Below are 26,110 nucleotides of genomic sequence, written 5' to 3'. Positions count from 1 at the left end.
CCAGACCGCCAACTCAGCCTCAAACTGGCCGAGCCCTGAAAATCCCGGACAGCAGTGCGCGAAGGCGGGAATCCAGCCACCTCAGCCGCTGAACTGCACAGTTTCCTGGATCCCCGCCTGCGCGGGAATGACGAAAAGTTCTTTTCGTTCCAGAGACTTAGCAATGCCTGGAATTGTTCGAATGCCATAGCCAGCCATCGGTCGGCGCGACGAACGTCGGCCTCAACCCGGGAGCCTGGCGGCGGCTCCCGCCTCCCCACCGCAATCCGCTTCGCATCCCAAGGCGACGACGGCATCGTCGAACCGTTCTTCAAATCGCTCGATGCGACCGTTGTTCACTCGCAAATGGTGGTGGGTCACCGTTTCGATCCGCTTGCCGGTCTTGCGGTAGGTGGCGCCGACCAGATTCGTCACCCGGACATCGTCGCCCTCGACCGTGATGTCCAGCATGTCGTGGCGATCGATGCTCCAATCCCGGATCAGCCCATCGAAATAGCGGCGGACGCCCTCCGCCCCCCGGAATGTCCCGGACATGGGAGCGAACACGGGCGATTCCCGGTTGGAAATCCATTCGACATCGGGAGACAGGTGATCGAAAACCGCCTGCACATCGCCGGCCCCATAACGCTGGTATAGGGTCCGCAGCCACGCCAGATCCGCTTGCGCCATGATGTCCTCCCTGCCCTGCCCGGCGCCTGTCGACGCCGTATTCAGGAGACCGGAAGCGGATCCTACGCCACCTTTCGGCCCGGACAAGCAGGCAGTCGGCGTGCCCCGAAGGATGCCGGCGCCCGTCCGTCCGTACACAACCCGCGGTCTGACACGAACAGGAACGGACGGCGGACACCGGTCCGGGCTCAGAAGCGCTTGTAGGACAGGAACTTGCCGGACATGGTGATCTTGACACGGTCGCCCTTGGGGTCCGGCTCCCGCTCCATGTCCATTTCGAAGTCGATGGCGCTCATGATGCCGTCGCCGAACTCCTCCTGGATCAGCTCCTTCCAGGTGGTGCCATAGACCGATACCAGCTCGTAGAAGCGGTAGATCAGCGGATCGGTCGGCACGGCGGTGGGCAGCGAACCGCGGTAGGGGATTTCCTGGAGAATCAGCGTCTCCTCCTCGTCCAGATCGAACAGCTCTGCGGCCACGGCGGCCTGCTCCGCGTTCAGCGGCATCTGCCCCATCAGCGCCGCGGTGATCAGCACGGGCGAGGCGCCGCCGATGCGCTCGGCGACCTCCGCCCAGGTCAACCGCGCCAGCCGCTTCTTGCTGAGGACCTTTTCAGTGACGTCTTCGCGCTTCATGGGGTGCTCCTGTGGTGACGTGGAAAAGGCGGGATGAAGGCACGCAGGCACTGCAACGCCTGTACCAGTCCCGGCCATGACCGGACGTCAGCGCTTCGGTCGTCCCGGTGGTGTCCGCACTGCCCGTGAACCGATCAGGCTGCCCCGCTGTCGTCAAAGCTGGATGCACAAACGGTAGGCATCGAGGATCGAGGCGTGCAGATCGCGGCTGGCCACGGCATCGCCGATGCGATGCAAGGCGAAGCGACCGGGCCGCAACTCCTGAGGCTGCCCCGCCAGCAGCCGGTCGATGTCGGTGATACCGTCATTCAGGGAGCCGGCGCGCAGATCGTTGAACAGCCCGTCCATCGGCAGCGTGCCGTGTTCGACCACGATCTGGTCGGTGACGATCACACGCTCCTCATCGGTCATTTCGTTGCGCAGGATGGCGGCCAGACGGTTGCCGTCGCGGCGCACCCGGATCAGGCGGTGATCGACCAGCGGCGTGATTCCCCTCTGGTAGAGCCTTTTGCGGAAGCTGGAGGTGTCCTGATACGGCATCTCGACCGCTGCGGCGGCATCGGGCGTGACGAAGGTCACCGTCTTTCCCGCCGCCGCCAGCTTCAGCGCGCAGGACGGCGCCGCCTGCCTGCCGGTTCCGTCATAGATCAGCACATCGTCCTGCGCCGGGACATGGCCGGACAGCATGTCCCAGACGCTGGCGCAGTGTTCGCCGCCGTCCAGCCAGTCGAGGTCGGGAACGCCGCCAGTGGCGACGACGACGATGTCCGGGCTTTCGGCGGCAACGTCGGCAGCTTCGGCAAAGACGTTCAGGCGAATGTCCACCGCCAGCCGTTCAAGCTCGCCCCGGCGCCATTCGGTGATGCCCAGGAGATCCTGCCGTCCTTCGGCGCCGGCCGCGATCAGGACCTGCCCGCCCAGCCGGCTTCCCGCCTCGAACAGGGTGACGCGGTGGCCGCGTTCGGCCAGCACGCGGGCGGCCTCCATCCCCGCGGGACCGCCGCCGACCACCACCGCGCGGCGCGGCGTCTCGGCGGGCGTGATCTGATGGCCCAGCGTGGTTTCGCGGGTCGTGGCGGGGTTGTGGATGCAATGGGCCTTGCGATACAGGCAATAGGATGCCCCGACGCAGGGCCGGATGCGTTCCTCCTCGCCGCGTTGGATCTTGGCGACCAGATGGGGATCGGCGATGTGCGCCCGCGTCATGCCGACCAGATCGGCGATGCCTTCGCGCAGGACATGGCGCGCCGTCGCCACGTCGCGGATTCCCGCCGCATGCATGACGGGCAGGCTGACCTCGGCACGGAAACGCCGGACCTCGGCCAGGAACGGCGCGCTCCGCTGGAACATGCCGGGCATGTTGTGTTCGGTCAGCAGCAGATCGCTGTCCATCCGGCCATAGATGCAGTTGAAGAAGTCGATATGGCCTTCACGCTGCAGCATGTGGGCGATTTCAAGGCTTTCGTCCCTGTGCAGCCCGTCCTCGCCCCCCTCGTCGATGACGTAGCGAATGCCGATGACGAAATCCGGACCGGCGGCCTCGCGCATCGCCTCATGCACCATCAGCACGAAACGGGCGCGATTCGCGGTCGAACCGCCGAAGCCATCGCTGCGCAGGTTGGTGCGGGGCGACAGGAACTGGCCCATCAGATGCCCGCCGGTCAGCGTTTCCACCCCGTCCAGCCCCGCCTGCCGGCAGCGCCTTGCGGCGGCGGCATAATCGGCGACGACGCGGTCGATGTCGGCGCGGTCCATCTCCTTGGGAAAGCTGCGGGTCCGCGTCTCGCGCACGCGCGACGGCGCAATCGCCGGCAGCCAGCCGCCGCCGAGCGCGGTCGCCCGGCGCCCCAGATGCGACACCTGGCACATGATCGCCGCGCCATGGCCATGGATGCGCCGCGCCATCGCCTCGAGATGCGGCAGGATGGCATCGCCCGACAGATCGAGCTGCCCGCCACCCCAACTTGAATCGCGCGAGGTCATGGCGGAGCCGCCGATCATCGTCATCGCGATGCCGCCCTTGGCCTTTTCCTCGTGGTAGCGCTGGTAGCGCTCGGTCGGCATGCCGCCCACATCCAGCATCGAGGCGTGGCTGGTGCTGATGACGCGGTTGCGCAGCAGCAGCCCACCCAGCCGGAACGGCGACAGCAGCGGATCTGAGGTCCGGGAACCGGGCGGGGGTGGATTCTGCATCGCTTTGGATTCTCCTTCGCGTGCCCGCACGGGCATCGGCCAAGGATGTGCCCGCGGCGCACAGGCAGGAAGCTTGATAAAACCTGCAAGGGGTATACGCTGAGCGTATGGCCCTGCGCAGCATCGCCCCCCTTGCCCGGACCCTGTTCATCTTCGAGGCAGCCGCCCGGACGGGCAGCTTTTCGGCTGCGGCGCGGGAATTCAACGTGACCCAGCCGTCCATCAGCCGCAGCATCGCGCAGTTGGAGGAACGTCTGGGCCTGCGGCTGTTCCAGCGCACCCCGACCGGCATCACCCTGACCGCCGAGGGCGACGAGATTTTCCGCACCATGCGCGACAGTCTTGCGGCGATCGATCGGACGGTCGATGCCGTGCGGCGGCGGGCGGCGAAAACGCGGATCACCCTTTCCTTTTCCAGTTCATTCGCCACCCACTGGCTGGTGCCGCGGCTGCGCGCCTTCAAGGCGGAGTTCCCGGCTGTCGAACTGCGGCTGGATCTGGTGCAGGGAATGCTGGGCCAGCCCCCCTCCGACGTGGACATCGCCACCCGCGTCGTGGAGGCCGACGACCCGCGCTATCACATCTGGCCCTTCGCGCCGGAAATCATCATGCCGGTCTGCAGCCCCGCCTATCTGGCCGAGCGTGGTCCCTTGGATGCCGAACCGCAGCGCCATGTCTTTCTGAACCTGAACGACGAACACAAGGCGCACTGGACCCGGCTTCTGAACCCGCGCGAACGCCTGGAGGGCATCGGGACCTGGGACGTCTTCTCGGATTACTCGGTCGCGCTGCAGGCGGCGCAGAATGGCGAGGGGATCGCGCTTGGCTGGGTGAGCGTCGTCTCCCGCGCGCTTCGCGAGGGTCTTCTGGTGCGCGCCTGCGCGAGCGAGATACACACCGGGCGCTGGCATTCGCTCATCGCGCCGAAGGCCCGTCCGCTGCAACCCGTCGTGCCTGCGATCTGTGACTGGCTGATCGCGGTGATGCGCGACGATCTGGCGCGCCTCGACGACCGGCACCTCTCCGTCCCACCGGTTGATCGGTAACCCCGAAATTTCGCACCAGGAATCCAAAAACTCTGTCGAGTTGAGTAGGCCGGCGGCTCTTTGGTATGGGTTTTCGAACACTTGATCCATATCAAATCACCGAAACTTGCAAGAGCGCAAATTTCCGTTTCCTAATATATTGTCACGTCGCACCCGTCACTCTGTGACAGTTCCGTGGAGACGACCATGTCGTCATCGCATGGCTTTCCGAAAAACGAAGCGCTATATGCCGAACTCCTGAGTTTTGTTGTTGCAGCTCTTGCAACAGGTTCGCACAGAGATCACGCACTCCTGCTGCTGCACGAACGCTACCGGGAATCCGAAGGCGGGGAAACAGCCCGGCGGAAGTGGTTGCTGCGCTCGCTCATCAGCACCCCCGCGCAAACCCCGCTCGGTGTCGCGGTCAAGCTGACCGTGGCCTGTCGTCTCGACGGACACCTGGATGCGGCCCAGGAAGCGGCGGAAGGTCCCGCCGGCAGCCACATCATCGTTTCCGCCCTGATCGACTCGCTGGCGCAGGCCCAACTGCTCCCCCAACTGCGTCCCGATCTGCGCCCGACGAACCGGAACGAGCCGAGACATTAGGCACATGCGAGAAAGGCGTCCCATGCGGCCCGAATGCCAATCCTGCCCGGTTCGACGCGACGGGCTTTGCGCAAGCGCCTCCGACGCGCAACTCCAGGCGCTGGGCGCCATCAAGCACCCGCTCTGGCATGTGCCTGCGGGCGGCTGCGTCTTCGCCGAAGGGGACAGCAGCGACATGGTGTTCATCATTCGCCGGGGCTGGGCAGCGGCGTCCGTCTTTCATGAGAACGGGCGTCGCCAAGTGCTTCGTTTCGCGATGCCCGGAAGCATGGTCGGGTTCGAGACGACCACCGATGGCTGCATGCCCTGCACGGTGGAGGCGCTGACCGACCTCACCGCCTGTCCGATCCCGCGCCAGTCGCTGATGCGGCTCTGCCAGACCGCACCGGAACTGATGTTGCGGATATGGTCGCTTCTGGCGGCGGAGACGATTTCGGACTGGCGTCTGCTGGGTGGGCTCGGCACCTGCACCGCGACCGAGCGGATCGCCCGCCTCCTCGTCGCGCTGTGCCAACGCCAGATCCGGGAGACCGGCGCCGGCGTGGAAGAGTTCGCGCTCCCGATCAGCCAGACGGTGATCGCCGACGCGACCGGCCTGACCTCGGTTCACGTCTGCCGGACCTTGAAGGAGATGCGGGCCGCCGGACTGCTGTCGTTCGCCAAGGGGCGCCTGCGTGTGATGAACTGGCCGCGCTTGGCCGATCTGGCGGAAATGACCGCGGCGCCGGTCCCCTGCCCCTCATTGCTCCCGCCGTCTCCGACGCTGGAGCCGGACAGCTGGCGCGAGGGCGTCTGGCGCAACGCATCCCCCCAGATTCAATGACACCCGAATCCGAAGATCATCATCCATCGGACGGGCGCAACCATGCCTCAATGCACCATCAGCACCGGTATGGTGGCGAGCCCCACCACGTGTGATGTGGTGCTTCCCAACGTCCACTGCCGCAAGCGGTTGCGGCCGTGCCCGCCCATGACGAGCAGGTCCGCACCGAATTGGGCCGCCATGGCAAGCAGGACGCTGCCGGTCTCACGCAGGCTTGCCGGCAGATGTTCGGCTTTGGCCTCGACCCCCTGCATCAGCAGATAGTCCTGCAACCGTTCCACATCGGCGTGAATGTCGTCCCCCAACCCGAAAGTTCCGATGAGGACATCCTGCGCATGGCGCAGCAGGGGCAGTGCGGCCACCATGGCTCTCGTCGCCTGAGGGCTCCCGTTCCACGCGATCATGACCCTCGACCCGATGGGCCCCACGGCCGAGAAGGGAGTCAGGATCACCGGTCGGGCCGTTCCGAACAAAGCGGCATCGAACATCGACCGCCAAACGCTGTCGGTCACGCCATCATGCTTGGGCTTGGCGAACAGGATGAGGTCCGCGAAGCGGCCTTCCATCGCGATTGTCTTCTCGGCCGGTCCCTCGACCACACGCCAGACCATCTCCGGATCCCGGCCGGCCGCCGCGAATTCATCCCGGGAGGGACCGGCTTGGCGGAGATGTTCTTGCATCCGCTCGTGTGCCGCCTCGCAATCCCGCGCGATCTTCGCCTGGACCTCGCGCAGGGCGTTTTCCAGCATCGTGCCGGCAAAGCCCCTTCCGAGCACCAGGATCAGATTTTCCGGGCTGGGGCGTGCGTAAAGCACCTCGACCCGGGAACCGAAGATGCGTCCGATGCAGATAGCCGCATCGAGCGCGGCGTCCATGCTGCCGGCCGCGTTGGACAGCGGAACAAGAATCTTGCGGTACATGGTCCATCCCTCCGGCTGACGGGACCGAGGCGTTCCCGACGGTCCCAAGGCGAGGATCGGACTTTCTCATCGGCCCGGCATTAATCCCGGTTAAGGCCCCACGCTCCGCCTTCCGCCATTGTGTCCCGACATCAACGATGGAGGGCACCATGCACCCTACCCTGTCCGGCGGGCGGCTCTTCGCCCGGATCGTCGCGGCGATGGGAATTGCTGCGCTGTGCTCGCCGGCACTTGCGCAATCGCGATCCGAAAAGACAAGCGAGAAGGCCGGCGAGCCGATCGGCCAATCCTCCTACTTCGCCAACTGCGCGGTGTGTCACGGCCGCTCCGGTCATGGCGACGGCCCCTATGCCGATTACCTCACCAGGAAACCGGCTGATCTGACCACCATCCGCGAGCGCAACAAGGGTGTCTTCCCGCTCGATTATCTCTACGGGATGATCGACGGGCGCGAGGCGGTCGGGGCGCATGGCCCGCGGGAGATGCCGGTCTGGGGGTCGGCGTTCAGGACCGAGTCGGTGCAGGACTTCTGGCCCTGGGGGTCGGAACAGGTCGTCCGCGGAAAGATCCTGGAACTGGTCTACTACATCCAAACCATACAGGGCAAATGACCGGTTCCCCTCGCCGGCGCGCGTCCCGCGCCGGCCAACTGTTGCGGCGATATCAGGCGGGGGCGCAGCGCATGTCCCGACAGACCGGAAAGCGGATCGTCGATCTGCTGCGACGCACGGCGATCCGATCGGCAGTGCTGGCGAGCGTCGGCGCCTGCGCCCTGAACGGGGCCGTAGAACCGCCGAATGCCATGCTGCCGGGTACCATGCCCACGCTCGCCCCCATGCTGGAGCGGGTGCTGCCGGGGGTGGTCAGCATCGCGGCGAGCGGCGAGTTCTCCGCCGAGGAGATGGCCCTGATCCGCGACCCGGAATTCCGCGCCATGCTCGGCCTGCCGAAGCGCATGCGGCCGGAGGAGGGCCGGTTCCTCGTCCAAGGGTCCGGAATCGTCCTCGACGCGCCCACGGGCACCATCCTCACCACCAGCCACCTCGTCGACGGCGCGGACGACATCACCGTCACGCTGGCGGACGCACGGACTCTTCCCGGCCGCATCGTCGGCACCGACTCGGCCGGAGACATCGCGGTGATCCGGGTCGAGGCGCGCGGTCTCGTGGCGGTGCCTCTGGGAAATTCCGACAATCTGCGCGTAGGCGATTACGTCGTGGCGATCGGCAACCCGTTCGGCCTTGCCCAAACCGCGACGCTGGGGATCGTCAGCGGGCTGGGCGCGCGCAACCCGACCGAGCCAGACGGTTCCTTCATCCAGACTGACGCCTCGATCAATCCCGGCAACTCGGGCGGAGCCCTCGTGAATCTCAAGGGAGAGCTGGTCGGAATCAACGACAGTCTGATCGGATCGTTCGTCAGCAACAGCGGCATCGGCTTCGCCATCCCGATCGCCCGGGCCAATCGCAGCGTCGACCGCCTTCTTGGGCGAAACAACGGCCGGCCTTAATCCAGATAAAGTCGGCCGGCCCCGCCGGGTGCTAAAAACCATCGCGTCACAAGGGTAATCCCAAGGATAATCCAGGAGGATGCCATGACCATGACTGAAACGGGCACCGGCGAAAAGCCGAAGGAACTCAAGACCACCGGCCTGGCGGCCGGGGAAGTGGCGGAGCGCAATCGCCACCCGCTTTTCGCCCTGCGCGACGAATTCGACCGCCTGTTCGACGAGGCGTCGTCCATGTTCCGCTTCCCATGGGGCCGCCGCCCCGCATTCGGCCTGGAGCCGCTTTTGCGGGGCGACGCCGATCTGGAGGCGATCGTGCCCCCGGCGGAAGTGGATGAACGGGAGACCGAGTACCGCGTCACCCTGGAAATCCCCGGCATGGACGAGAAGGACGCCGAGGTTTCCATCCAGGACGATATCCTGACCGTCAAGGCCGAGAAGAAGGAGGAGACGGAAGAAAAGGACAAGAACCGTTATTTCTCGGAGCGCCGCTATGGACTGTGCGCCCGCACCTTCCGGCTGCCGGCCAACGTGAAGGCGGACGCGATCACGGCCAGCATGAAGAACGGCGTGCTCACCATCGTGCTGCCGAAGAGCGAGCCGAGCAAGCCGACCAGGCGCACCATCGAGATCGCCAAGGTCTGAGTTCCCGGCGCCGCTGAAAAGGCTGCTGAAAAGTTGGGATCGCCGACGGTCAGGCCGGCCGCCGGCGATCCCGTCCGTCAGGGATTGACGGTGCGGGCCGCCGCATGTTCCTGCAGGAAATGGCACAGGACGAGTTTCAGCAGCACAGTCCGTTCATGCTGGCCGTGCGCTTTCGCCTCGGCGATGTCGTCCTCGATCATGCGGCGGATTTCGCCCTGCCCTGCTTCGGTCGCGACCAGATAGCTGCCCAGTTCGGAGGCGACGATCTCCGGCAGATGCTCGTGCGTGGCGATTGCGTCGATCTCCTCCTTCGTCAGTCCGCTCATGCCGACACAATCTTCGAAGGTGATTACCATGGCACGTCTCCCCATTTCAGCGGTTTTGAAGTTCGTCAATGGCGGTTCGCATTCCATTGCCGGCCTCCCTGAACGGCATCCGTGCAGCCGTGTCGGGAGAATGACGCCATTCAGCCATGGCTTTCCGAAGCCGACCTTAACCGACGTTAAGGCCAGGCTCTCCTCAAGCTGCTGGGATGGGTGACACCGTTGCAAAGACGGTTGCAAAGCCAAGGAGAAGAGCCATGCCGATGGCCCAACTGAAAGCCGAACGGCCTGTCGCCCCCAGCCTGTCCGCCCCCGGCCCTTCCGATGCCGCGCCCGCTGCGGCCGTTCCAACGAATATTCCGGCCCCCCAACCCGGAACAGCGATGCGCAGCCCGGCCTATGGATTTCCCTACCTGCCCTTCAGCGGCGAGATCATCGACCGGCTGGTGCATGCGTGGCAGGGGCGTTTCACCCTGTCGATCTCGCCGGCGGCCGTGACACTGGCCTTCGCCGACTGGGCGATGCATCTGGGCAATGCGCCGGGCAAACAGGCCGTGCTGGCCGACAAGGCCATGCGCAAGCTGGTGCGGCTGATGGTCTATGCCGGCGCGGCCGCCATCGACCGCGACACCCCGCCCTGCATCGAGCCGCTGCCGGGCGACCGCCGCTTCGCCCATCCCGACTGGCGGCAGTTTCCCTACGCGCTCTATGCCCAGTCCTTCCTGCTGGCGCAGCAGTGGGTGCACAACGCGACCACCGGTGTTCCCGGCCTGTCGCAGGCCAACGCCCGCATCGTGCCGTTCGTCGCCCGTCAGCTTCTCGACATGGCGGCGCCGTCCAACAACCCCTTCACCAATCCCGAAACCCTGCGCACGGTCGTCGCCACCGGCGGTATGAACTTCGCCTTCGGCATGGCCAACTGGGCGGAGGACGCCCTGCGTCTGATGACCGGGCAGCAGGCGAAGGGCTTCGACGCGTTCCAGGTCGGCCGCGACGTGGCGGTGACGCCGGGCAGCGTCGTCTTCCGCAATGAACTGATCGAGTTGATCCAGTACGCGCCATCCACCGGCTCGGTCCATGCCGAACCGGTGCTGATCGTGCCGGCCTGGATCATGAAATACTATATCCTCGACCTGTCGCCCGAAAACTCCCTGATCCGTTATCTGGTCGGCCGCGGGTTCACGGTGTTCGCCATCTCCTGGCGCAATCCGGGGCCGGAGATGCGCGACTACGGCCTCGACGAATACCGGCGGCTGGGGGTGATGGCGGCGCTCGACGCCATCGGCGCGATCTGCGGCACGGAAGACGGGCCGCCACCGCCCGTGCACGCCTGCGGCTATTGCCTGGGCGGCACGCTGCTGACGGTCGCCGCTGCCGCGATGGCCCGCGACGGGGACCGGCGGCTGAAGACGATGACCCTGCTGGCGGCCCAGACCGACTTCACCGAGGCCGGCGAACTGATGCTCTTCATCAACGAAAGCCAGGTTGCCTACCTGGAGGACATCATGTGGGAGGCGGGATACCTCGACACCACGCAGATGGCCGGCGCCTTCCAGATGCTGCGCTCGAACGATCTGATCTGGTCGCAGGTCGTCCAACAATATCTGCGCGGCCGGCGGCCCGAGGTGACCGACCTGATGGCCTGGAATGCCGATGGAACGCGGCTGCCCTACCGGATGCATTCGGAATACATGCACCAGCTTCTGCTGGGAAACGACCTGTCGGAAGGACGATACAAGGTGGAGGGCCGCCCGGTCGCCCTGTCCGACATCCGGGCGCCGATCTTCGCCGTCGGAACGCGGCGCGACCATGTGGCGCCCTGGCGGTCGGTCTACAAGATCAACCTGCAGAGCGATACGACCATCACCTTCCTGCTGACCGATGGCGGCCACAATGCCGGCATCGTCGCCGGTCCCGACCGTCCCGACCGCCAGTACCGCATGAGCGAGCGCGGACCCGACGACCGCTATGTCGACCCCGACCTGTGGCTGGAATCGACGCCTGCCGCAACCGGGTCGTGGTGGCGCCCCTGGGCGGACTGGCTGGATCGGCAATCGGACGCGGAGCCGGTGGCGGCGCGCGCGATCGGATCAGCGAAGCGCGGCCTCGGGCCGCTCTGCCCGGCGCCGGGACAGTATGTTCTGGAACGGTGAGGCGGGCTCACCCTGCCGGCAGCCGCTTCTCCAGTTCCATCAGGACAAACAACCCGGCGCCGACGGCGATCATCGCCACCCAGGCGGTGACGCCGACGGCGGCGGTGCCGAACAGGGCCTGCAGCGGGGGCGCATAGGTGAAGGCCAGTTGCAGCACGATCATCAGGACGATGGACAGCCAGACCGGCCGGCTGCCGGCCAGACCGGACAGCAGCCCCAGCCGGCCCCCCGCTTCACCGCGCAGCCCGCGGGCGCTGAGCAGGAAGAAGATCTCCCCCACCACCAGGGAGTTGACGGCGATCGTCCGCGCCATCTCGATCCCGTCGCCCTGCATCCGGTGGTAATGGAAGAAGCCGAAGCTGGCCGCCACCAGCAGCATCAGCACCACCACCATCCGCCACACCAGCCGGCCGACCAGGATCGGTTCGTCGCGCGGGCGCGGCGGACGGGCCATGACGCCGGGCTCCGGCGCCTCGAAGGCCAGCGCGAGACCCAGCGTCACGGCGGTGACCATGTTGACCCACAGGATCTGCACCGGCGTGATCGGCAGGATGCTGCCCGACAGCACCGCCAGCAGGATCACCACCGCCTGGGCGCCGTTGGTCGGCAGCATGAACAGGATCGTCTTGCGCAGATTGTCGTAGACGGTCCTCCCCTCCTCCACCGCATGGACGATGGAGGCGAAGTTGTCGTCGGCCAGCACCATCGCCGCCACCTCCTTCGCCGCCTCGGTGCCGTTGCGGCCCATGGCGACGCCGATGTCGGCCCGCTTCAGCGCCGGGGCGTCGTTGACGCCGTCGCCGGTCATGGCGACGGTGTCGCCCGCCGCCTGCAGCGCCGCGATCAGCCGCAGCTTGTGTTCCGGCGTGGTGCGGGCGAAGACGCTGTTGGCCTGTGCGGCGGCGGCGAATCCGGACTCGTCCAGCCGGTCCAGTTCCGGCCCGCTGACTACCCCGTCGGGCAGGCCGAACCGCCGCCCGATGGCGGCGGCGGTGCCGGCATGGTCGCCGGTGATCATCTTCACCGTGATGCCGGCCTGCCGACAGGCGGCGACCGCTACCAGCGCCTCCTCCCGCGGTGGATCGATCAGGCCGCAGAGGCCGAGCAGTTCCAGCCCCTCCTCCCGCAAATCCTCGGCATTCAGTTCGGACAGGTCGATGGGGGTGCGGCGCATCGCCAGCGCCAGCACCCGCTGCCCCTGCCCGGCCAGTTCGGCGGTCAGGGCGCTCCAGCGGCCCCGGTCCAGCGGTGCGGTCTCCGCCCCGTGCCTCTCCCGCTCGCAGAGCGCCAGCACCCGTTCCGGCGCGCCCTTCACCACCAGGATGCCGTGGCCGGCATGGTCGTGATGCAGGGTCGCCATGTACTGGCGTTCGGATTCGAAGGGCAGGGCGTCGCGGCGCGGGGTGCGCCGGGCCTCGACCGCCGGGTCCAGCCCCGCCTTCATCGCCAGGGCCAGCAGCGCGCCGTCGGTCGGGTCGCCGGCCAGCTGCCACTCGCCGCCTGGATCGCGGTGCAGGGCGGCGTCGTTGCACAGCAGCGCCGCGCGCGCCAGATCGAGCAGCAGCGGCTCCCCGGACGGGTCGGACAGCCGGCCGTCGCGGCGGATCTCCCCCTCCGGGGCATAGCCGCTGCCGCCGACCCGATAGGTCGCGTCGGCGGTGACGACGTCGGTCACCAGCAGTTCGTTGCGCGTCAGGGTGCCGGTCTTGTCGGTGCAGATGGTGCGGACGGAGCCCAGCATCTCCACCGCCGGCAGATGGCGGATGATGGCGTTGCGGCGGGCCATGCGGGTCACGCCCACCGCCATGGTGATGGTCATCACCGCCGGCAGCCCTTCCGGAATCGCCGCCACCGCCAGCCCGACCGCGGTCAGGATCATGTCCTGCCATGGTTCATCCCAGACCAGCCGGCCGTAGGCGACGGTGACCGCCGCCAGCAGAAGGATGCCGCCGGTCAGCCAGCGCCCGAACCGCGCCATCGACACCAGCAGCGGCGTCGCCACCGACGACACGGAGGCCAGCAGATGGCCGATGCGTCCGACCTCCGTCGCGTCGCCGGTCGCCACCACGGTGCCGGTGCCCTGGCCCTGGACCACCATCGTGCCGGCATAGGCCATGCCGCTACGGTCGCCCAGCGCCGCATCGGCGGCGACGGCGGCGGCGGACTTGACGGTGGGAACCGATTCGCCGGTCAGCGCCGCCTCCTGCACCAGCAGCCCTTTGGTGCGGTCGAGCCGCAGGTCGGCCGGCACGCGGTCGCCGGAGACCAGGAACACGCGGTCGCCGGGCACCAACTCATCCGCCGCCAGGGTCACGGCATGGCCGTCGCGCAGCACCACCGCGTGGAGCGACAGCAGGTTGCGGATCGCCTCCAGCGCCTGCTCGGCCTTGTCCTCCTGGATATAGCCGATCAGCGCGTTGACCAGCACGACGCCGAAGATCACGCCGGCATCCGTCCAATGGCGCAGCAGCAGCGCCACCGTGCCCGACGCCAGCAGCACATAGATCAGCAGGTTGTGGAACTGCGCCAGGAAGCGCAGCCATGCCGGCCGCCGCTTCGGCGGGGTCAGGCGGTTGGGGCCGAAGCGCCGCAGCCGCGCCGCCGCCTCCCCGCTGCTGAGCCCGTCGGCCGGACTGTCGAGCTGCCCGGCGACGGCAGACGCCTCCAGCGCGTGCCACGGGACGTCGGCCGGCGACGGGCTGCTTGTGCGTGTCTCTGCCAGATGTGCCATGATCCGTTACTCCCGGGCCTTACAGATTGGTGCTCCGAAGGCGCGGAGAAGTGGGACCGATGGTCGCGCCGGCGACAGGATGCCATAGCCCGCCCGCAATCCTTCGGGCTATGCTGGCGATTATGTGGAAGGTACTGATAGTTTCATGCGTCGTGCTGATTTCCGCGGCGACCGCAAGGGCCGAGCCGGCGGCGGAGACCGTGCGCGTCGGCGTGCTCGCCTACCGCGGATCGGAGCGGGCGGCCCACGACTGGGAGCCGACACTGGCCTATCTGGAGCGCGCGATTCCCGACCGCCGCTTCGTCATGCTGCCGCTCGACCTTGCCGGCATGGTGCTGGCCGTCGCCGACCGGCAGGTCGATTTCGTCATCACCAACCCCGGCAGCTACGTCACGCTGGAGGCGCGCTTCGCGGTGACGCGCATCGCGACGCTGGAGTCCGGGACACCGGATGCTCCCATGGCCGCGGTGGGATCGACCGTCATCCGCCGTGCCGACCGGGCCGGGATCGGCACGCTGGCCGACCTGAAGAAAAAGCGGCTGGCGGTGGTGTCGACGGACGCCTTCGGCGGCTTCCAGATCGCGTGGCGCGAGATGGAGGAGGCCGGCGTCCGCCCCTTCACCGATCTGGCGGAGCTGACGACGGTGGGCTTTCCGATGGAAGGGGTGGTGGACGCGGTGCGCGGCGGCAGCGCCGACGCCGGCGTGCTGCGCGCCTGCCTGCTTGAGGAGATGACGGCGCAGGGGCGCGTCGCCCCGGACGAATTCGTGGTGGTCGGCGAAAAGCCGCCCGGCGAACTGCCCTGCCGGGTGTCGTCGCGGCTTTATCCCGACTGGCCCTTCGCCCGGTTGGCGCATACCCCGCGCGATCTGGCCCGGCGCGTCGCCGCGGCGCTGCTGACCATGCCGGAAACCGACGGCCCGACCTGGACCGCCTCGCTCGACTACACGTCGGTGCATGAGCTGTTCCGCACCCTGCACATCGGCCCCTATCCGAAGACCCCGCCGACGCTGGAGGAGGTTCTCAGCGAGAACTGGCACTGGCTGGTGATCGCGGCGGCGGCGGCGCTGTGGTGGGTGGTCCATGCCGCCCGCGTCGAGGTTCTGGTCCGCCGCCGCACCGCCGAACTGGAACGCGAGATCGCCGAGCGCGAGCGCGCGGAAGCCACCGCGCTGCGCCTGCGCGAGGAGCGCGACCAGCTCTCCCGCCTCGGCATCGTCGGGGAGATGGCCAGCAACATCGCCCATGAACTGAACCAGCCGCTGGCGGCCATCGGCAATTTCGCCGGCGGCATGACCCGCATCCTCGACGCGCCCTCACCCGACCTCGGGATGCTGCGCGCCGGGGCGCGGTCGGTCGCCGAGCAGGCGGAACGGGCCGCGGCGATCATCCAGCGCACCCGCGGCTTCGTCAGCCGCCGCGACGCCCAGCGCTCCGCCCTGTCGGTGAATGCCGTGGTGGAGGAAACCCTGTCGCTGTTCGGCGCGCCTCCGGACCCGGCGCTCTCCATCGTGACCGAGCCGGCCGACGTGCTGCCCGAGGTCAGAGCCGACAAAGTGGAGCTTCAGCAGGTGCTGCTGAACCTGTTGCAGAATGCGGTGGAGGCGACGCGGACTGCTGGCGGCAGCGACATCGTGCTGCGGACCGCGCTGTCCGGCGGGATGGTGATGATCGAGGTGCGCGATTCCGGTCCGGGCGCGCCGGAGGAGTCGCGGCGGCGGATGTTCGAGCCCTTCTTCACCACCAAGCCCGGCGGCCTGGGGCTCGGCCTGTCGATCTGCCGCACCATCGTCGAACGGCATGGCGGCCGCATCTGGGCGGTGCCCGGCGTGCCGCGCGGGCTGGCCGTCCGCTTCACCCTGCCGCCGGCCGCCGGGGAAGCCGTATCATCATCGTCCGTCCCATCGTCCGTCCGGGAGACAAACACATGACCGACGCCCCCCTGGTTCTGGTGGTGGACGATGACGAGGCGATGCGCAGTTCGGTACAGTACCTGTTGGCGTCCGTCGGCATCGCCTGCGAGAGCTTCGCGTCGGCCGAGGCCTTCCTCGCCTCGCCGCACCTGCGCCCGCCGCTGCGGCCGGGCTGCGTCCTGCTGGACGTCCGCATGCCCGGCATGAGCGGGATCGAACTGCTGCGCCACCTCAAGGAACAGGGGTGCAAGCGTCCGGTCATCATGGTCACCGGCCATGGCGACGTGCCGCTGGCCGTCGCCGCGCTGAAGGGCGGGGCCGAGGACTTCATCGAAAAGCCCTGGAAGGACCAGGGGCTGCTCGATGCCGTCAACGCCGCCATCCGCAAATGCCGCGAGGTGCTGGTGCGCAGCGCCGGGCGCGAGGCGGTCGAGGCGCGGATGGCCCAGCTGAGCCGCCGCGAGCGCGAGGTGCTGGCCCTGGTGCTCGACGGCCGACAGAACAAGGAGATCGCGGCGGCGCTGTCGATCTCGGTCAAGACGGTGGAGGGCCATCGCCAGATGGTGATGGAGAAGATGGGCGCCCGCTCCGTCGCCGAACTCGCGCGATTGGCGCTGACCCCCGGCGACCGGGTTTAATCAATTAAATCGAGACTCCGGCCGCGTCTCCGCTCCAAAAGCAAGGGTTTACCCTTGGTCGCCACCGGAATCGACCCGATGGCGGCGATTGTTCGCTGCACGTACCATCTGCGTGACAAAGATACCGGCAGCGAACCGGAAGGAAATGGGACGGACATGAGCAAGTTGCGGCCAACGGGAGAGGCGACTCCCCGAACCGATCCGCTCGTCCCCGGCGCGGATGTACTGTCCGGCCGGTTGCGGCGGGCGCCCGAGAACTTCCTGACCCCCGAGGAGATCGGGCAGGTCGGCAAGGGACGGCGCGATTTCCTGCGCGCCAGCTTTCTGGCGGCGGCCGGCGCCACCGCCGCGGCGACGCTGGGCGGCCGTACAGCCGCCGCAGCAACTGACACGGCCGGCGATCCCGACATCCTGAACCCCACCCCCTGGGGCAGCAGCCTGGGCCAGCCGGTGGCGGTCAACCCCTACGGCCTGCCGTCGAAGCACGAGCGCGGGCTGGTGCGCCGGCAAAGCCCCGGCCTGACCCAGGTCGCCGCCGCCAGCGTGTCCTTCGCGCCGCTGCAGGGGCTGTTCGGCATCATCACGCCCTCCGGCCTGCATTTCGAGCGTCATCACCAGGGCTGGCAGGACATCGACCCGACCCGGCATCGCCTGATGATCAACGGCTCCCGGCCGGAATTCGTGAAGACGCCCAGGGTCTACACGATGGACGACATCCTGCGCCTGCCGCCGGTGTCGCGCATGCACTTCATCGAATGCGGCGCCAACACCGGCATGGAGTGGGGCAACGTGGCGGTCCCCACCGTGCAGTACACCCATGGCATGCTGTCCTGCAGCGAGTTCACCGGCGTGCCGCTGCGCACGCTGCTGGAGTATTGCGGCGCCGACCTGAAGGCCGCCAAATTCATCCTCGCCGAGGGCGGCGACGGGTCGTCGATGACCCGCACCATCCCGATCGAGCTGGTGATGTCCGGCGAGGTGATGGTCGCCTACGGCCAGAACGGCGAGATGCTGCGGCCGGAAAACGGCTATCCGCTTCGGCTCGTGGTGCCGGGGGTGCAGGGCGTTTCCTGGGTGAAATGGCTGCGCCGGATCGAGGTCGGCGACCGCCCCTATGCCGCCAAGGACGAGGCGGTCCACTACATCGACCTGATGCCCGACGGCCAGCACCGGCAATACACCTCCATCCAGGAATGCAAGTCGGTCATCACCAGCCCGTCGGGTGGCCAGCAGCTGCTGGACAAGGGATTTTTCACCATCAGCGGGCTCGCCTGGTCGGGCCGCGGCGCCATCAAGCGGGTGGACGTGTCGGTCGACGGCGGCATCAACTGGACCGAAGCGACCCTGCAGACGCCTGTCCTGTCCAAATGTCTGACCCGCTTCACCCTGCCCTGGAACTGGGACGGCCGGCCGGCTCTGCTGCAGTCGCGCGCGATGGACGAGACCGGCTTCGTCCAGCCCGCCTACGGCCAGCTGCGCGCGGTGCGCGGAACGCGGTCGATCTACCACAACAACGCGATCCAGACCTGGCAGGTCGCCGAAAGCGGGGACGTGAACAATGTCCAGATCCTGTAAAGCGGCCCTCCTGGCGTCCGCGTTCGGCGCGATGCTCGCATGGACGGTGCCGGCGCTGGCGGACGGCGCCTCCACCGTCGGCCGCCCGGCTACCCCGGCGGAGTTGAAGGCCTGGGACATCGACGTCGGCCCCGACTTCAGTGGCCTGCCCAAGGGCTCCGGCACCGTGTCGCGCGGCATGGAGATCTGGGAGGAGAAATGCGCCAGCTGCCACGGCACCTTCGGTGAGAGCAACAGCGTCTTCAACCCGCTGGTCGGCGGCACCACCGCCGAGGACATCAAGACCGGCCATGTCGCGGCGCTGAAGCGCACCGATTTCCCGGCACGGACGACCTTCATGAAGGTCGCCAGCGTGTCCACCCTCTACGACTACATCCGCCGCGCCATGCCGTGGAACGCGCCGAAGTCGCTGAGCGACGACGATGTCTATGCCGTGCTGGCCTATCTCCTGAACCTCGCGGAGATCGTCCCGGACGACTTCACCCTGACCGACGCGACGATCCGCGACGTGCAGCAGCGGATGCCGAACCGCAACGGCATGACCACCGCCCATGCCCTCTGGCCCGGCCCTGACTTCCCCGGCATGACGGCCAAGCCCGACACCGCCAACGCCGTCTGCATGACCGACTGCAAGCCGAAGGCCGAGCTGGCCTCGCAGTTGCCCGAGCATGCCCGCGGCGCCCACGGCAACATCGCCGGGCAGAACCGCATCTTCGGGCCGGTCCGCGGCCAGCGCACCGGTCCCGACACGGCGGCGGCGGAAGCGCCCTCCCCTGTCCTGGCGCTGGCGGAGAAGTCCGGCTGCCTGTCCTGCCACGCGGTCGATACCCGCATCGTCGGCCCGAGCTACAGCGAGATCGCCGCACGCTATCGCGGCAAGAACAATGCCGAGGCCCTGGTGTCCAAGGTCAAGGCCGGCGGCGAGGGGTCCTGGGGCGCCGTGCCGATGCCGCCGCAGGACGAACTGAGCATCGACGACGCCAAGACCCTGGTCGCCTGGATCCTGTCCGGCGCGCCGCAGAAGTAACGAGACCGAGGAGGAGCATCTCTCATGACACAGGCAGCGATGGAACGGCGTCAGGTACTGACCTTCCTGGGGGCGCTGGCGGCGGCCGGATTCATGGTGCCGCGGATGGCCTTCGCCAACTGGGACAAGACCGCTTTCGACGCCAAGACGATGGACGACGCGCTGAAGGCGCTCGGCGCCGGCGCGCCGGCCGACAGCGGCGACGTGCAGATCGTCGCCTCCGACATCGCGGAGAACGGGGCGGTGGTTCCGGTCCAGGCGGTCAGCAAGCTGCCCAAGACCGAACGGATCGCCATCCTGGTGGAAAAGAACCCCAACATGCTGGCCGCCGCCTTCGACATCGGGCCGGACACCATCCCCGAGGTCACCGCCCGCATCAAGATGGGGCAGACCTCCAACGTCATGGTGCTGGTCAAGGCGGACGGCAAATTCTACGCGACCGCCAAGGAAATCAAGGTGACGCTCGGCGGCTGCGGCGGCTGAACGGACAGGACGGGAGAGAAGACCATGGGCAATCCGATGAAGATCCGCGCCTCCGTCAAGGACGGCGTCACCGAGATCAAGGTGCTGATGAGCCACGAGATGGAGACCGGCCAGCGCAAGGACGCCAGCGGCACCGTCATTCCCGCGTGGTTCATCAACGAGGTCACCGCCAAGCTGGACGGCAAGACGGTGATGCAGGCGCAATGGGGTCCGTCGATCTCCAAGAACCCCTACCTCGCCTTCAAGGTCAAGGGCGGCAAGGCGGGCGACAAGGTCTCCGTCACCTGGGTCGACAACAAGGGCGACACCCGCACCGACGAGGCCACCGTCACCTGAGCGGCGGCGGCGGGAGCGTGCCCGACAAGAACAAGGATGGGAGGGGGGAGAGATGGACCGCGTAAGCGTTGGGATTGCGGCGTTTCTTGCGGTGTCGGCGGCGGTCGCCACGGCGGCCTACGCTCAGCAGAAGGATGCGGCGCAGGAGGGCATCGAGGCCTACCGCGAGGCCCTGCAGGACGGCAACCCCGCCGAGCTGTTCGAGCTTAGCGGCGAGGAGCTGTGGAAGACGCCATCCGGTCCGAAGAAGGCCTCGCTGGAAAAATGCGACCTCGGCCTCGGCCCCGGCGTGGTCAAGGGCGCCTATGCCCGGCTGCCGCGCTATTTCGCCGACACCGATCGCGTCCAGGATTTGGAATCGCGCCTGCTGACCTGCGTGGAGACGCTGCAGGGCAAGGACCCGAAACCCTACATTGAGGCCTCCTTCACCGCCCCGCCGAAGGAGGAGATGATCGCGCTCACCGCCTACATCTCCGGCCAGTCCAAGGACGATCCCATCACCGTCAAGCCCAGTCATCCCAAGGAACAGGCGATGTACGATTTGGGCAAGCGGATGTTCTATTATCAGGGCGGCCCTTACGACTTCTCCTGCGCCACCTGCCACGGCCAGGAGGGCACGCGCATCCGCCTGCAGGATCTGCCCTATATTCCGGGGCCGAAGGGCGCGGCGGCCGGCTGGGGAAGCTGGCCGGCCTACCGCGTCAGCTCCGGCCAGATGTGGTCGATGCAGTGGCGGCTGAACGACTGCTTCCGCCAGCAGCGTTTCCCCGAACCGGTCTACACCTCCGACGCGACCATCGCGCTGTCGATGTACATGGCCGCCAACGCCAACGGCGCGCCGATGAAGACACCCGGAATCAAGCGCTGAGGGAGGCCGCCATGAAACATTTCACAAAACACGCCGCCTTCCTCGCCGTCCTGCTGCTGGCCGGCCCAGCCCTTTCCGAGACCAAGGTCGCGCCGTCCTGGGGACCGGGAGCCGACGATGCCGCCTTCACCCGCATGCTGGCCGCCAGCTTCAAGGACAAGGGCATCGCCAAGATCGACCGCCTGACCCAGGACGAGACGCAGGCCTTCTGCTCCGATCCCGAGGCCGCCGCCAGCCCGGCCGCCGCCGAGCGGCGCCGGCAGATCGAGGCCGCCAACCTGGCGACGGTGAAATGGCCGTCCGACGGCCAATGGCTGGGCGACTGGAAGGAGGGCGAGAAGATCGCCCAGAGCGGCCGGGGCAACACCTGGACCGACAAGGCGGGCGAGCCCAACGGCGGCAATTGCTACAACTGCCACCAGATCAGCCCGACCGAGATCTCCTACGGCACCATCGGCCCCAGCCTGCTGCAGTACGGCGCGCTGCGCGGCCGTGACGAGGAGACGATGAAGGCGGCCTGGGCCAAGATCTACAACGCCAAATCGGCCAACGCCTGCTCCAACATGCCGCGCGCCGGCCATATGGGCATCCTGGGGGAGACGCAGATCAAGCATCTGATGGCGCTGCTGTTCGACCCGAACTCTCCCGTCAACGCCAAGTCCAATTCGGCCAAATCGGGGCCTGCGCAATGAACCGCCGCGAGTTTCTCACCGTCCTTGCCGCCGCCAACACCGCCGGCTTGCTGCTGCCCGGCGCCGGTCTGGCCCGCGCCGAAGCGGCGGCCGATGCGGTCTATGACGCGCCGGCCTTCGGCAACGTCTCGCTTCTGCACATCACCGACTGCCACGCCCAGCTGAAGCCGATCCATTTCCGCGAGCCGAGCGTCAATCTCGGCATCGGCGACATGGCCGGCCGGGCGCCGCATCTGGTGGGCGGCCGGCTGCTGGAGCATTTCAACCTCAAAGCCGGCAGCCGCGAGGCGCATGCCTTCACCTGCCTGGACTTCGAACGGCTGGCCGGGCTGTACGGCAAGGTCGGCGGCTTCGCCCATCTGGCGACGCTGGTCAAGCGGGTGCGGGCCAACCGGCCGGGCGCCCTGCTGCTCGACGGCGGCGACACCTGGCAGGGGTCGGGCACCGCGCTGTGGACGCAGGGCCAGGACATGGTGGAGGCCGCCAAGCTGCTGGGCGTCGACATCATGACGCTGCATTGGGAATGCACCTACGGCCAGGAGCGTGTGAAGGAGATCGCGGAGAAGGACTTCGCCGGCCACATCGAGATCGTCGCCCAGAACATCAAGACCGCCGATTTCGGCGACGACGTGTTCAAGCCCTACAGCCTGCGGAACGTGAACGGCGTTCCGGTGGCGGTCATCGGACAGGCGTTCCCCTACACGCCGATCGCCAACCCGCGCTACATGGTGGCCGACTGGACGTTCGGCATCCGCGAGCAGGAGATGCAGGCGACGGTCGATGCCGCCCGCGCCGCCGGTGCCGCGGTGGTCGTCGTGCTGTCGCACAACGGCATGGACGTCGATCTGAAGATGGCGTCGCGCGTCCGCGGCATCGACGCCATCCTCGGCGGCCACACCCATGACGGCATGCCGGCGCCCAGCATCGTCGCCAACCCCGGCGGCCGGACGCTGGTCACCAATGCTGGTTCGAACGGCAAGTTCCTGGGCGTGCTCGACCTCCAGGTGACGGGCGGACGGGTCGCCGACTTCCGGTACCGGCTGATGCCGGTCTTCGCCAACCTGCTGCCCGCCGACCCGGAGATGGAGGCGCTGATCACCCGCGTCCGCGCGCCCTACGAGGCCAAGCTGGGCGAGACGCTGGCGGTGACGGAGGGCACGCTGTACCGGCGCGGCAACTTCAACGGCAGCTTCGACCAGTTGATCCTCGACGCGCTGATGGCGGAAAAGGATGCCGAGATCGCCTTCTCCCCCGGCTTCCGCTGGGGAACCACGCTGCTGCCCGGCCAGCCCATCACCATGGAAAACCTGCTGGACCAGACCGCCATCACCTACCCCTACGTCACGCTGACGCAGATGAGCGGCGAGCAGATCAAGACGGTGCTGGAGGATGTCTGCGACAACCTGTTCAACCCCGACCCCTATTACCAGCAGGGCGGCGACATGGTGCGCGTCGGCGGACTTTCCTACGCCTGCGATCCCGCCGCCCCGGCCGGCCGGCGCATCCAGGACATGACGCTGAACGGCAAGCCGCTGGAGGCGTCCAAGACCTACAAGGTCGCCGGCTGGGCGCCCGTGGCGGAAGAGGCGAAGACGGCCGGCGGCGAGCCGATCTGGGACCTCGTCGCCCGCAACCTGCGCGCCCGCAAGACGGTGGCCCCGCCGCAGCTGAATCTGCCGACCCTGAAGGGCGTGGACGGCAACCCCGGCCTCGACGCCTGAGGGCGTGGGCAAGCTCCAATCCGGAAAGGCTCAGACCATGAGCGTTCGTCGTTTCCTGGCACCCCTGCTGATGCTGTTCGCCCTCGGCTCCGCCCCGGCGCTGGCCCAGGACAAGGTCGTCTACCACATCGACAATGCGGCCGAGCAGGGCACCAAGGCGCTGCGCAACATCCGCAACCATTTGGACGTGGCACCGAAGACCGAGATCCGCGTGGTCACCCATGCCGAAGGCGTCGATCTGCTGATGGAAGGCGCCAAGGACACCAAGAACAACATCGACTACGGGCCGCTGATCTCCGACCTGAAGGGCCGCGGCGTCCGGTTCGAGGTGTGCGAGATCACCATGAAGCGCCGCAACCTGACCAAGGACCAGTTCGTGATGGAGGCGGAGTTCACGCCCTCCGGCGTCGTCCGCATCACCGAACTGCAGGCGCGCGACCATTACGCCTACATCAAGCCTTGAGAAGGCAACGGCCATGGGTTTCACCGTCGACGCCCTGATGGAAAGCCTGGGCGAGGAAAGCTTCATGGCGCTGGGCGGGCTGCTGATCGGCACGCTGTTCGGCGTGCTGGCGCAGCGGTCCCGCTTCTGCCTGCGCGCCTCGACGCTGGAGGTGGCGCATGGCCGGCTCGGCGGGCGGCTGGCGGTGTGGCTGCTCGCCTTCTCCACCGCGCTGATGGCGACGCAGGGGCTGATCCTGCTGGGGCTGTTCGACACCGGCAGCGTCCGCCAGCTCAACAACCCCGGCAGCCTGTCGGGGGCGGTGATCGGCGGACTGATGTTCGGCTGCGGCATGACGCTGACGCGGGCCTGCGCCAGCCGCATGCTGGTGCTGTCGGCGACCGGCAACCTGCGGGCGCTGCTGTCCGGGCTGGTGTTCGCGGTGGTCGCCCAGGCGGCGATGCGCGGCGTCCTGTCGCCGCTGCGCGAGACGATCAACGGCTGGTGGGTCATCAGCGGCCAGCAGCGCGACCTGCTGGCGCTGGCCGGCATCGGGCATGGCGGGGCGCTGCTGTTCGGCATGGGCTGGTTCGCGGCGGGCGTGGTGATCGCGCGGCGCAACGCCCTGTCGGGATGGTCCTGGCTGGGTGCCGCCGGGGTCGGCGCGACGGTGGCCGCCGCGTGGTGGTTCACCTGGCGGGCCGCATCCTCCGCCTTCGATCCGGTGACCGTCCATTCCCTGAGCTTCACCGCGCCCTCGGCCGACTTCCTGATGCTGGTGCTGTCGCCGCCGGGCACCCGCTGGAGCTTCGACACCGGGCTGATCCCCGGCGTGGCGCTGGGCGCCTTCATGGCCGGGCTGGCCGGGCGCGACCTGAAGCTGGAGGGGTTCAACGACGGCTCCACCATGCGGCGCTACATCGTCGGCGGCTGCATGATGGGCTTCGGCAGCGTGCTGGCCGGCGGCTGCGCGGTCGGGGCCGGCGTGTCCGGCGCCTCCATCTTCACGGCGACGGCATGGCTGGTGCTGTGGTCGATGTGGATCGGCGCCGTGCTGACCGATCTCGCCATCGACCGGCCGGCACGGACGCGCGGCGGCGCCATCTCCGCCGTTCCGCCGGTCGCCGCACAGTGACTACCGGCATCCTCCACAGGAGATCCCGCATGCTTCGCCTGCCCCGCCGCCGCCTGTTGACCGCCGGTGCGGCACTCCTGGCCGCCGTGCCGGGACTGGATGCGGTCCGCGCCTTCGCCACCGGGGTGGAGTCCTTCGTCAAGGGACCGCCGGTGCCCGACCGTCCGCCGGTCCAGGTCAGCCCGCATGTCTGGATCATCCAGGCCCCCGACGGCTTCCCGACGCCGCAGAACCAGGGGATGATGGCGAACATCACCTTCGTCATCGGCCGCGACGGCGTGATCGTCGTCGACAGCGGCGCCTCGCTGCAGATCGGCGAGATGGCGATCCGGATGCTGCGGACGCTGACGCCCAAACCGGTGGTCGGCATCGTCAACACGCATTATCACGGCGATCACTGGCTGGGAAACCATGCCTTCGCCGAGGCGTTCGGCGAGGATCTGCCCCGCTACGCCCTGCCCCGCACGCGGGAGGCGATCCTAGGCGTGCAGGGCAGCTTCTGGCAAAGCTCCATGGTCAAATGGACGGCGCAGGCCTCCGCCGGGACGCGGATCGTCGCCCCCAACCGCGACGCCAAGCATGGCGACGAGCTGTCGCTGGGCGACGTCCGGCTGCGCCTGCACCATTACGGCACCGCCCACACGCCGTCCGACCTGTCGGTCGCGGTGGTGGAGGACGGAGTCATGTGCGTCGGCGACGTGATGATGGACCGCCGCATCGCCAATATGGACGACGGCTCCTATCTCGGCACCTTCGAGACGATGGATCGGCTGCGGGCCGACAGCGACACCCGCATCTGGCTGCCGGCCCACGGCGTGCCCGGCCCCGGCGTGCCGGAGTGGCAGCGCGGCCTGTTCGAAGGCATCTATGAGACCTGCGCCGCCGCCGTGAAGGCCGGCCGATCCGTCGAGCAGGCCAAGGCCGCCGTGCTGGCCGACCCGCGCGTCGCCTCCCGCGCGGTGGAGACCAAGGGTTGGGACAGCAACATCGGCAAATACATCAGCCTCGCCTATCTGGAAGCGGAGCAGGCCGATTTCTGAAAGTCCGTGA

The 26,110-nt window shown here is 67.8% G+C and carries 25 protein-coding genes; 19 read left to right on the top strand and 6 right to left on the bottom strand.

What is annotated here, in order from left to right; genetic code table 11:
• Positions 1–222: 222 nt before the first annotated feature.
• The 3 genes from FZ029_RS26915 to FZ029_RS26905 form a co-directional block, all read right to left on the bottom strand.
• Positions 223–669, bottom strand: coding sequence for a nuclear transport factor 2 family protein (locus tag FZ029_RS26915; protein ID WP_149272740.1), 447 nt, complete (start codon positions 667–669; stop codon positions 223–225).
• A 188-nt stretch (positions 670–857) separates the two neighbouring features.
• Positions 858–1,304, bottom strand: coding sequence for a cyanase (gene cynS / locus FZ029_RS26910; protein ID WP_149272739.1), 447 nt, complete (start codon positions 1,302–1,304; stop codon positions 858–860).
• Positions 1,305–1,457: 153 nt separating this feature from the next.
• Positions 1,458–3,497, bottom strand: coding sequence for an FAD-dependent oxidoreductase (locus FZ029_RS26905; RefSeq protein ID WP_149272738.1), 2,040 nt, complete (start codon positions 3,495–3,497; stop codon positions 1,458–1,460).
• A gap of 107 nt (positions 3,498–3,604) precedes the next feature.
• Here FZ029_RS26905 and FZ029_RS26900 point away from each other — a divergent pair, with 107 nt between their 5' ends.
• The 3 genes from FZ029_RS26900 to FZ029_RS26890 all read left to right on the top strand — a co-directional run bounded on the left by FZ029_RS26900 (position 3,605) and on the right by FZ029_RS26890 (position 5,951).
• The gene (locus tag FZ029_RS26900) at positions 3,605–4,543 is read left to right on the top strand and encodes a LysR substrate-binding domain-containing protein (protein WP_149272737.1); all 939 of its coding nucleotides are present in this window, start codon (positions 3,605–3,607) and stop codon (positions 4,541–4,543) included.
• 186 nt (positions 4,544–4,729) lie between these two features.
• Positions 4,730–5,128: a hypothetical protein gene (locus FZ029_RS26895; protein WP_149272736.1), complete on the top strand. Its 399-nt coding sequence runs from the start codon at positions 4,730–4,732 to the stop codon at positions 5,126–5,128.
• A gap of 22 nt (positions 5,129–5,150) precedes the next feature.
• Positions 5,151–5,951: a Crp/Fnr family transcriptional regulator gene (locus FZ029_RS26890; RefSeq protein WP_188052063.1), complete on the top strand. Its 801-nt coding sequence runs from the start codon at positions 5,151–5,153 to the stop codon at positions 5,949–5,951.
• Positions 5,952–5,998: 47 nt separating this feature from the next.
• Here the strand turns inward: FZ029_RS26890 and FZ029_RS26885 are convergent, their stop codons facing one another.
• A complete protein-coding gene (locus tag FZ029_RS26885; RefSeq protein WP_149272734.1) occupies positions 5,999–6,871 on the bottom strand; it encodes a universal stress protein in 873 nt (290 codons plus the stop codon).
• A gap of 149 nt (positions 6,872–7,020) precedes the next feature.
• Here FZ029_RS26885 and FZ029_RS26880 point away from each other — a divergent pair, with 149 nt between their 5' ends.
• The 3 genes from FZ029_RS26880 (at position 7,021) to FZ029_RS26870 (ending at position 9,023) form a co-directional block, all read left to right on the top strand.
• Positions 7,021–7,482 carry a cytochrome c gene (locus FZ029_RS26880; RefSeq protein ID WP_149272733.1) on the top strand — a complete coding sequence of 154 codons (462 nt, stop codon included), beginning with the start codon at positions 7,021–7,023 and terminating at the stop codon, positions 7,480–7,482.
• Positions 7,483–7,553: 71 nt separating this feature from the next.
• On the top strand, positions 7,554–8,381 hold the full coding sequence (locus FZ029_RS26875; RefSeq protein ID WP_188052062.1) for a trypsin-like peptidase domain-containing protein: 828 nt from the start codon (positions 7,554–7,556) through the stop codon (positions 8,379–8,381).
• Positions 8,382–8,465: 84 nt separating this feature from the next.
• The gene (locus FZ029_RS26870) at positions 8,466–9,023 is read left to right on the top strand and encodes an Hsp20/alpha crystallin family protein (RefSeq protein ID WP_149272731.1); all 558 of its coding nucleotides are present in this window, start codon (positions 8,466–8,468) and stop codon (positions 9,021–9,023) included.
• Between the two features lie 77 nt (positions 9,024–9,100).
• On the opposite strand, the gene FZ029_RS26865 is transcribed toward FZ029_RS26870, so the two are convergent.
• On the bottom strand, positions 9,101–9,349 hold the full coding sequence (locus FZ029_RS26865) for a hypothetical protein (protein WP_247892519.1): 249 nt from the start codon (positions 9,347–9,349) through the stop codon (positions 9,101–9,103).
• 254 nt (positions 9,350–9,603) lie between these two features.
• On the opposite strand from FZ029_RS26865, the gene FZ029_RS26860 reads away from it, so the two are divergent.
• Positions 9,604–11,499 carry an alpha/beta fold hydrolase gene (locus FZ029_RS26860; protein ID WP_247892518.1) on the top strand — a complete coding sequence of 632 codons (1,896 nt, stop codon included), beginning with the start codon at positions 9,604–9,606 and terminating at the stop codon, positions 11,497–11,499.
• Between the two features lie 7 nt (positions 11,500–11,506).
• On the opposite strand, the gene FZ029_RS26855 is transcribed toward FZ029_RS26860, so the two are convergent.
• Positions 11,507–14,230 (bottom strand): HAD-IC family P-type ATPase, encoded by a 2,724-nt coding sequence (locus tag FZ029_RS26855; protein WP_149272729.1) that lies wholly within the window; start codon positions 14,228–14,230, stop codon positions 11,507–11,509.
• Between the two features lie 152 nt (positions 14,231–14,382).
• On the opposite strand from FZ029_RS26855, the gene FZ029_RS26850 reads away from it, so the two are divergent.
• From FZ029_RS26850 to FZ029_RS26795, 12 genes are all read left to right on the top strand, one after another.
• Positions 14,383–16,161, top strand: coding sequence for a PhnD/SsuA/transferrin family substrate-binding protein (locus FZ029_RS26850; RefSeq protein ID WP_247892517.1), 1,779 nt, complete (start codon positions 14,383–14,385; stop codon positions 16,159–16,161).
• Complete coding sequence (locus FZ029_RS26845) at positions 16,158–16,781, top strand: response regulator (protein WP_149272728.1); 624 nt, start codon at positions 16,158–16,160, stop codon at positions 16,779–16,781. The genes FZ029_RS26850 and FZ029_RS26845 overlap by 4 nt, the downstream gene beginning before the upstream one ends.
• Positions 16,782–16,937: 156 nt before the next feature.
• Positions 16,938–18,356 carry a sulfite dehydrogenase gene (gene soxC, locus FZ029_RS26840; RefSeq protein ID WP_149272727.1) on the top strand — a complete coding sequence of 473 codons (1,419 nt, stop codon included), beginning with the start codon at positions 16,938–16,940 and terminating at the stop codon, positions 18,354–18,356.
• 31 nt (positions 18,357–18,387) lie between these two features.
• Positions 18,388–19,383 carry a c-type cytochrome gene (locus FZ029_RS26835; protein ID WP_211104227.1) on the top strand — a complete coding sequence of 332 codons (996 nt, stop codon included), beginning with the start codon at positions 18,388–18,390 and terminating at the stop codon, positions 19,381–19,383.
• Between the two features lie 24 nt (positions 19,384–19,407).
• Positions 19,408–19,866, top strand: a complete 459-nt coding sequence (gene soxY / locus FZ029_RS26830) for a thiosulfate oxidation carrier protein SoxY (RefSeq protein ID WP_149272725.1) — start codon at positions 19,408–19,410, stop codon at positions 19,864–19,866.
• Positions 19,867–19,890: 24 nt separating this feature from the next.
• Positions 19,891–20,202: a thiosulfate oxidation carrier complex protein SoxZ gene (gene soxZ, locus FZ029_RS26825; RefSeq protein ID WP_149272724.1), complete on the top strand. Its 312-nt coding sequence runs from the start codon at positions 19,891–19,893 to the stop codon at positions 20,200–20,202.
• 52 nt (positions 20,203–20,254) lie between these two features.
• Positions 20,255–21,070 carry a sulfur oxidation c-type cytochrome SoxA gene (gene soxA, locus FZ029_RS26820; RefSeq protein ID WP_149272723.1) on the top strand — a complete coding sequence of 272 codons (816 nt, stop codon included), beginning with the start codon at positions 20,255–20,257 and terminating at the stop codon, positions 21,068–21,070.
• Between the two features lie 11 nt (positions 21,071–21,081).
• Positions 21,082–21,762, top strand: coding sequence for a sulfur oxidation c-type cytochrome SoxX (gene soxX, locus FZ029_RS26815; protein ID WP_149272722.1), 681 nt, complete (start codon positions 21,082–21,084; stop codon positions 21,760–21,762).
• Positions 21,759–23,483 (top strand): thiosulfohydrolase SoxB, encoded by a 1,725-nt coding sequence (gene soxB / locus FZ029_RS26810; protein WP_149272721.1) that lies wholly within the window; start codon positions 21,759–21,761, stop codon positions 23,481–23,483. The genes soxX and soxB overlap by 4 nt, the downstream gene beginning before the upstream one ends.
• Before the next feature lie 37 nt (positions 23,484–23,520).
• On the top strand, positions 23,521–23,946 hold the full coding sequence (locus tag FZ029_RS26805; protein ID WP_149272720.1) for a DsrE family protein: 426 nt from the start codon (positions 23,521–23,523) through the stop codon (positions 23,944–23,946).
• A 13-nt stretch (positions 23,947–23,959) separates the two neighbouring features.
• Positions 23,960–25,060 carry a YeeE/YedE family protein gene (locus FZ029_RS26800; protein ID WP_149272719.1) on the top strand — a complete coding sequence of 367 codons (1,101 nt, stop codon included), beginning with the start codon at positions 23,960–23,962 and terminating at the stop codon, positions 25,058–25,060.
• A gap of 29 nt (positions 25,061–25,089) precedes the next feature.
• Positions 25,090–26,100, top strand: a complete 1,011-nt coding sequence (locus FZ029_RS26795; RefSeq protein WP_149272718.1) for an MBL fold metallo-hydrolase — start codon at positions 25,090–25,092, stop codon at positions 26,098–26,100.
• The last annotated feature ends 10 nt before the right edge of the window (positions 26,101–26,110 follow it).

This window comes from Azospirillum sp. Sh1 (genome assembly GCF_008365135.1).
In the GTDB taxonomy this organism is placed as follows: domain Bacteria; phylum Pseudomonadota; class Alphaproteobacteria; order Azospirillales; family Azospirillaceae; genus Azospirillum; species Azospirillum oryzae.
This window is presented reverse-complemented; position numbering and strand designations above follow the sequence as displayed.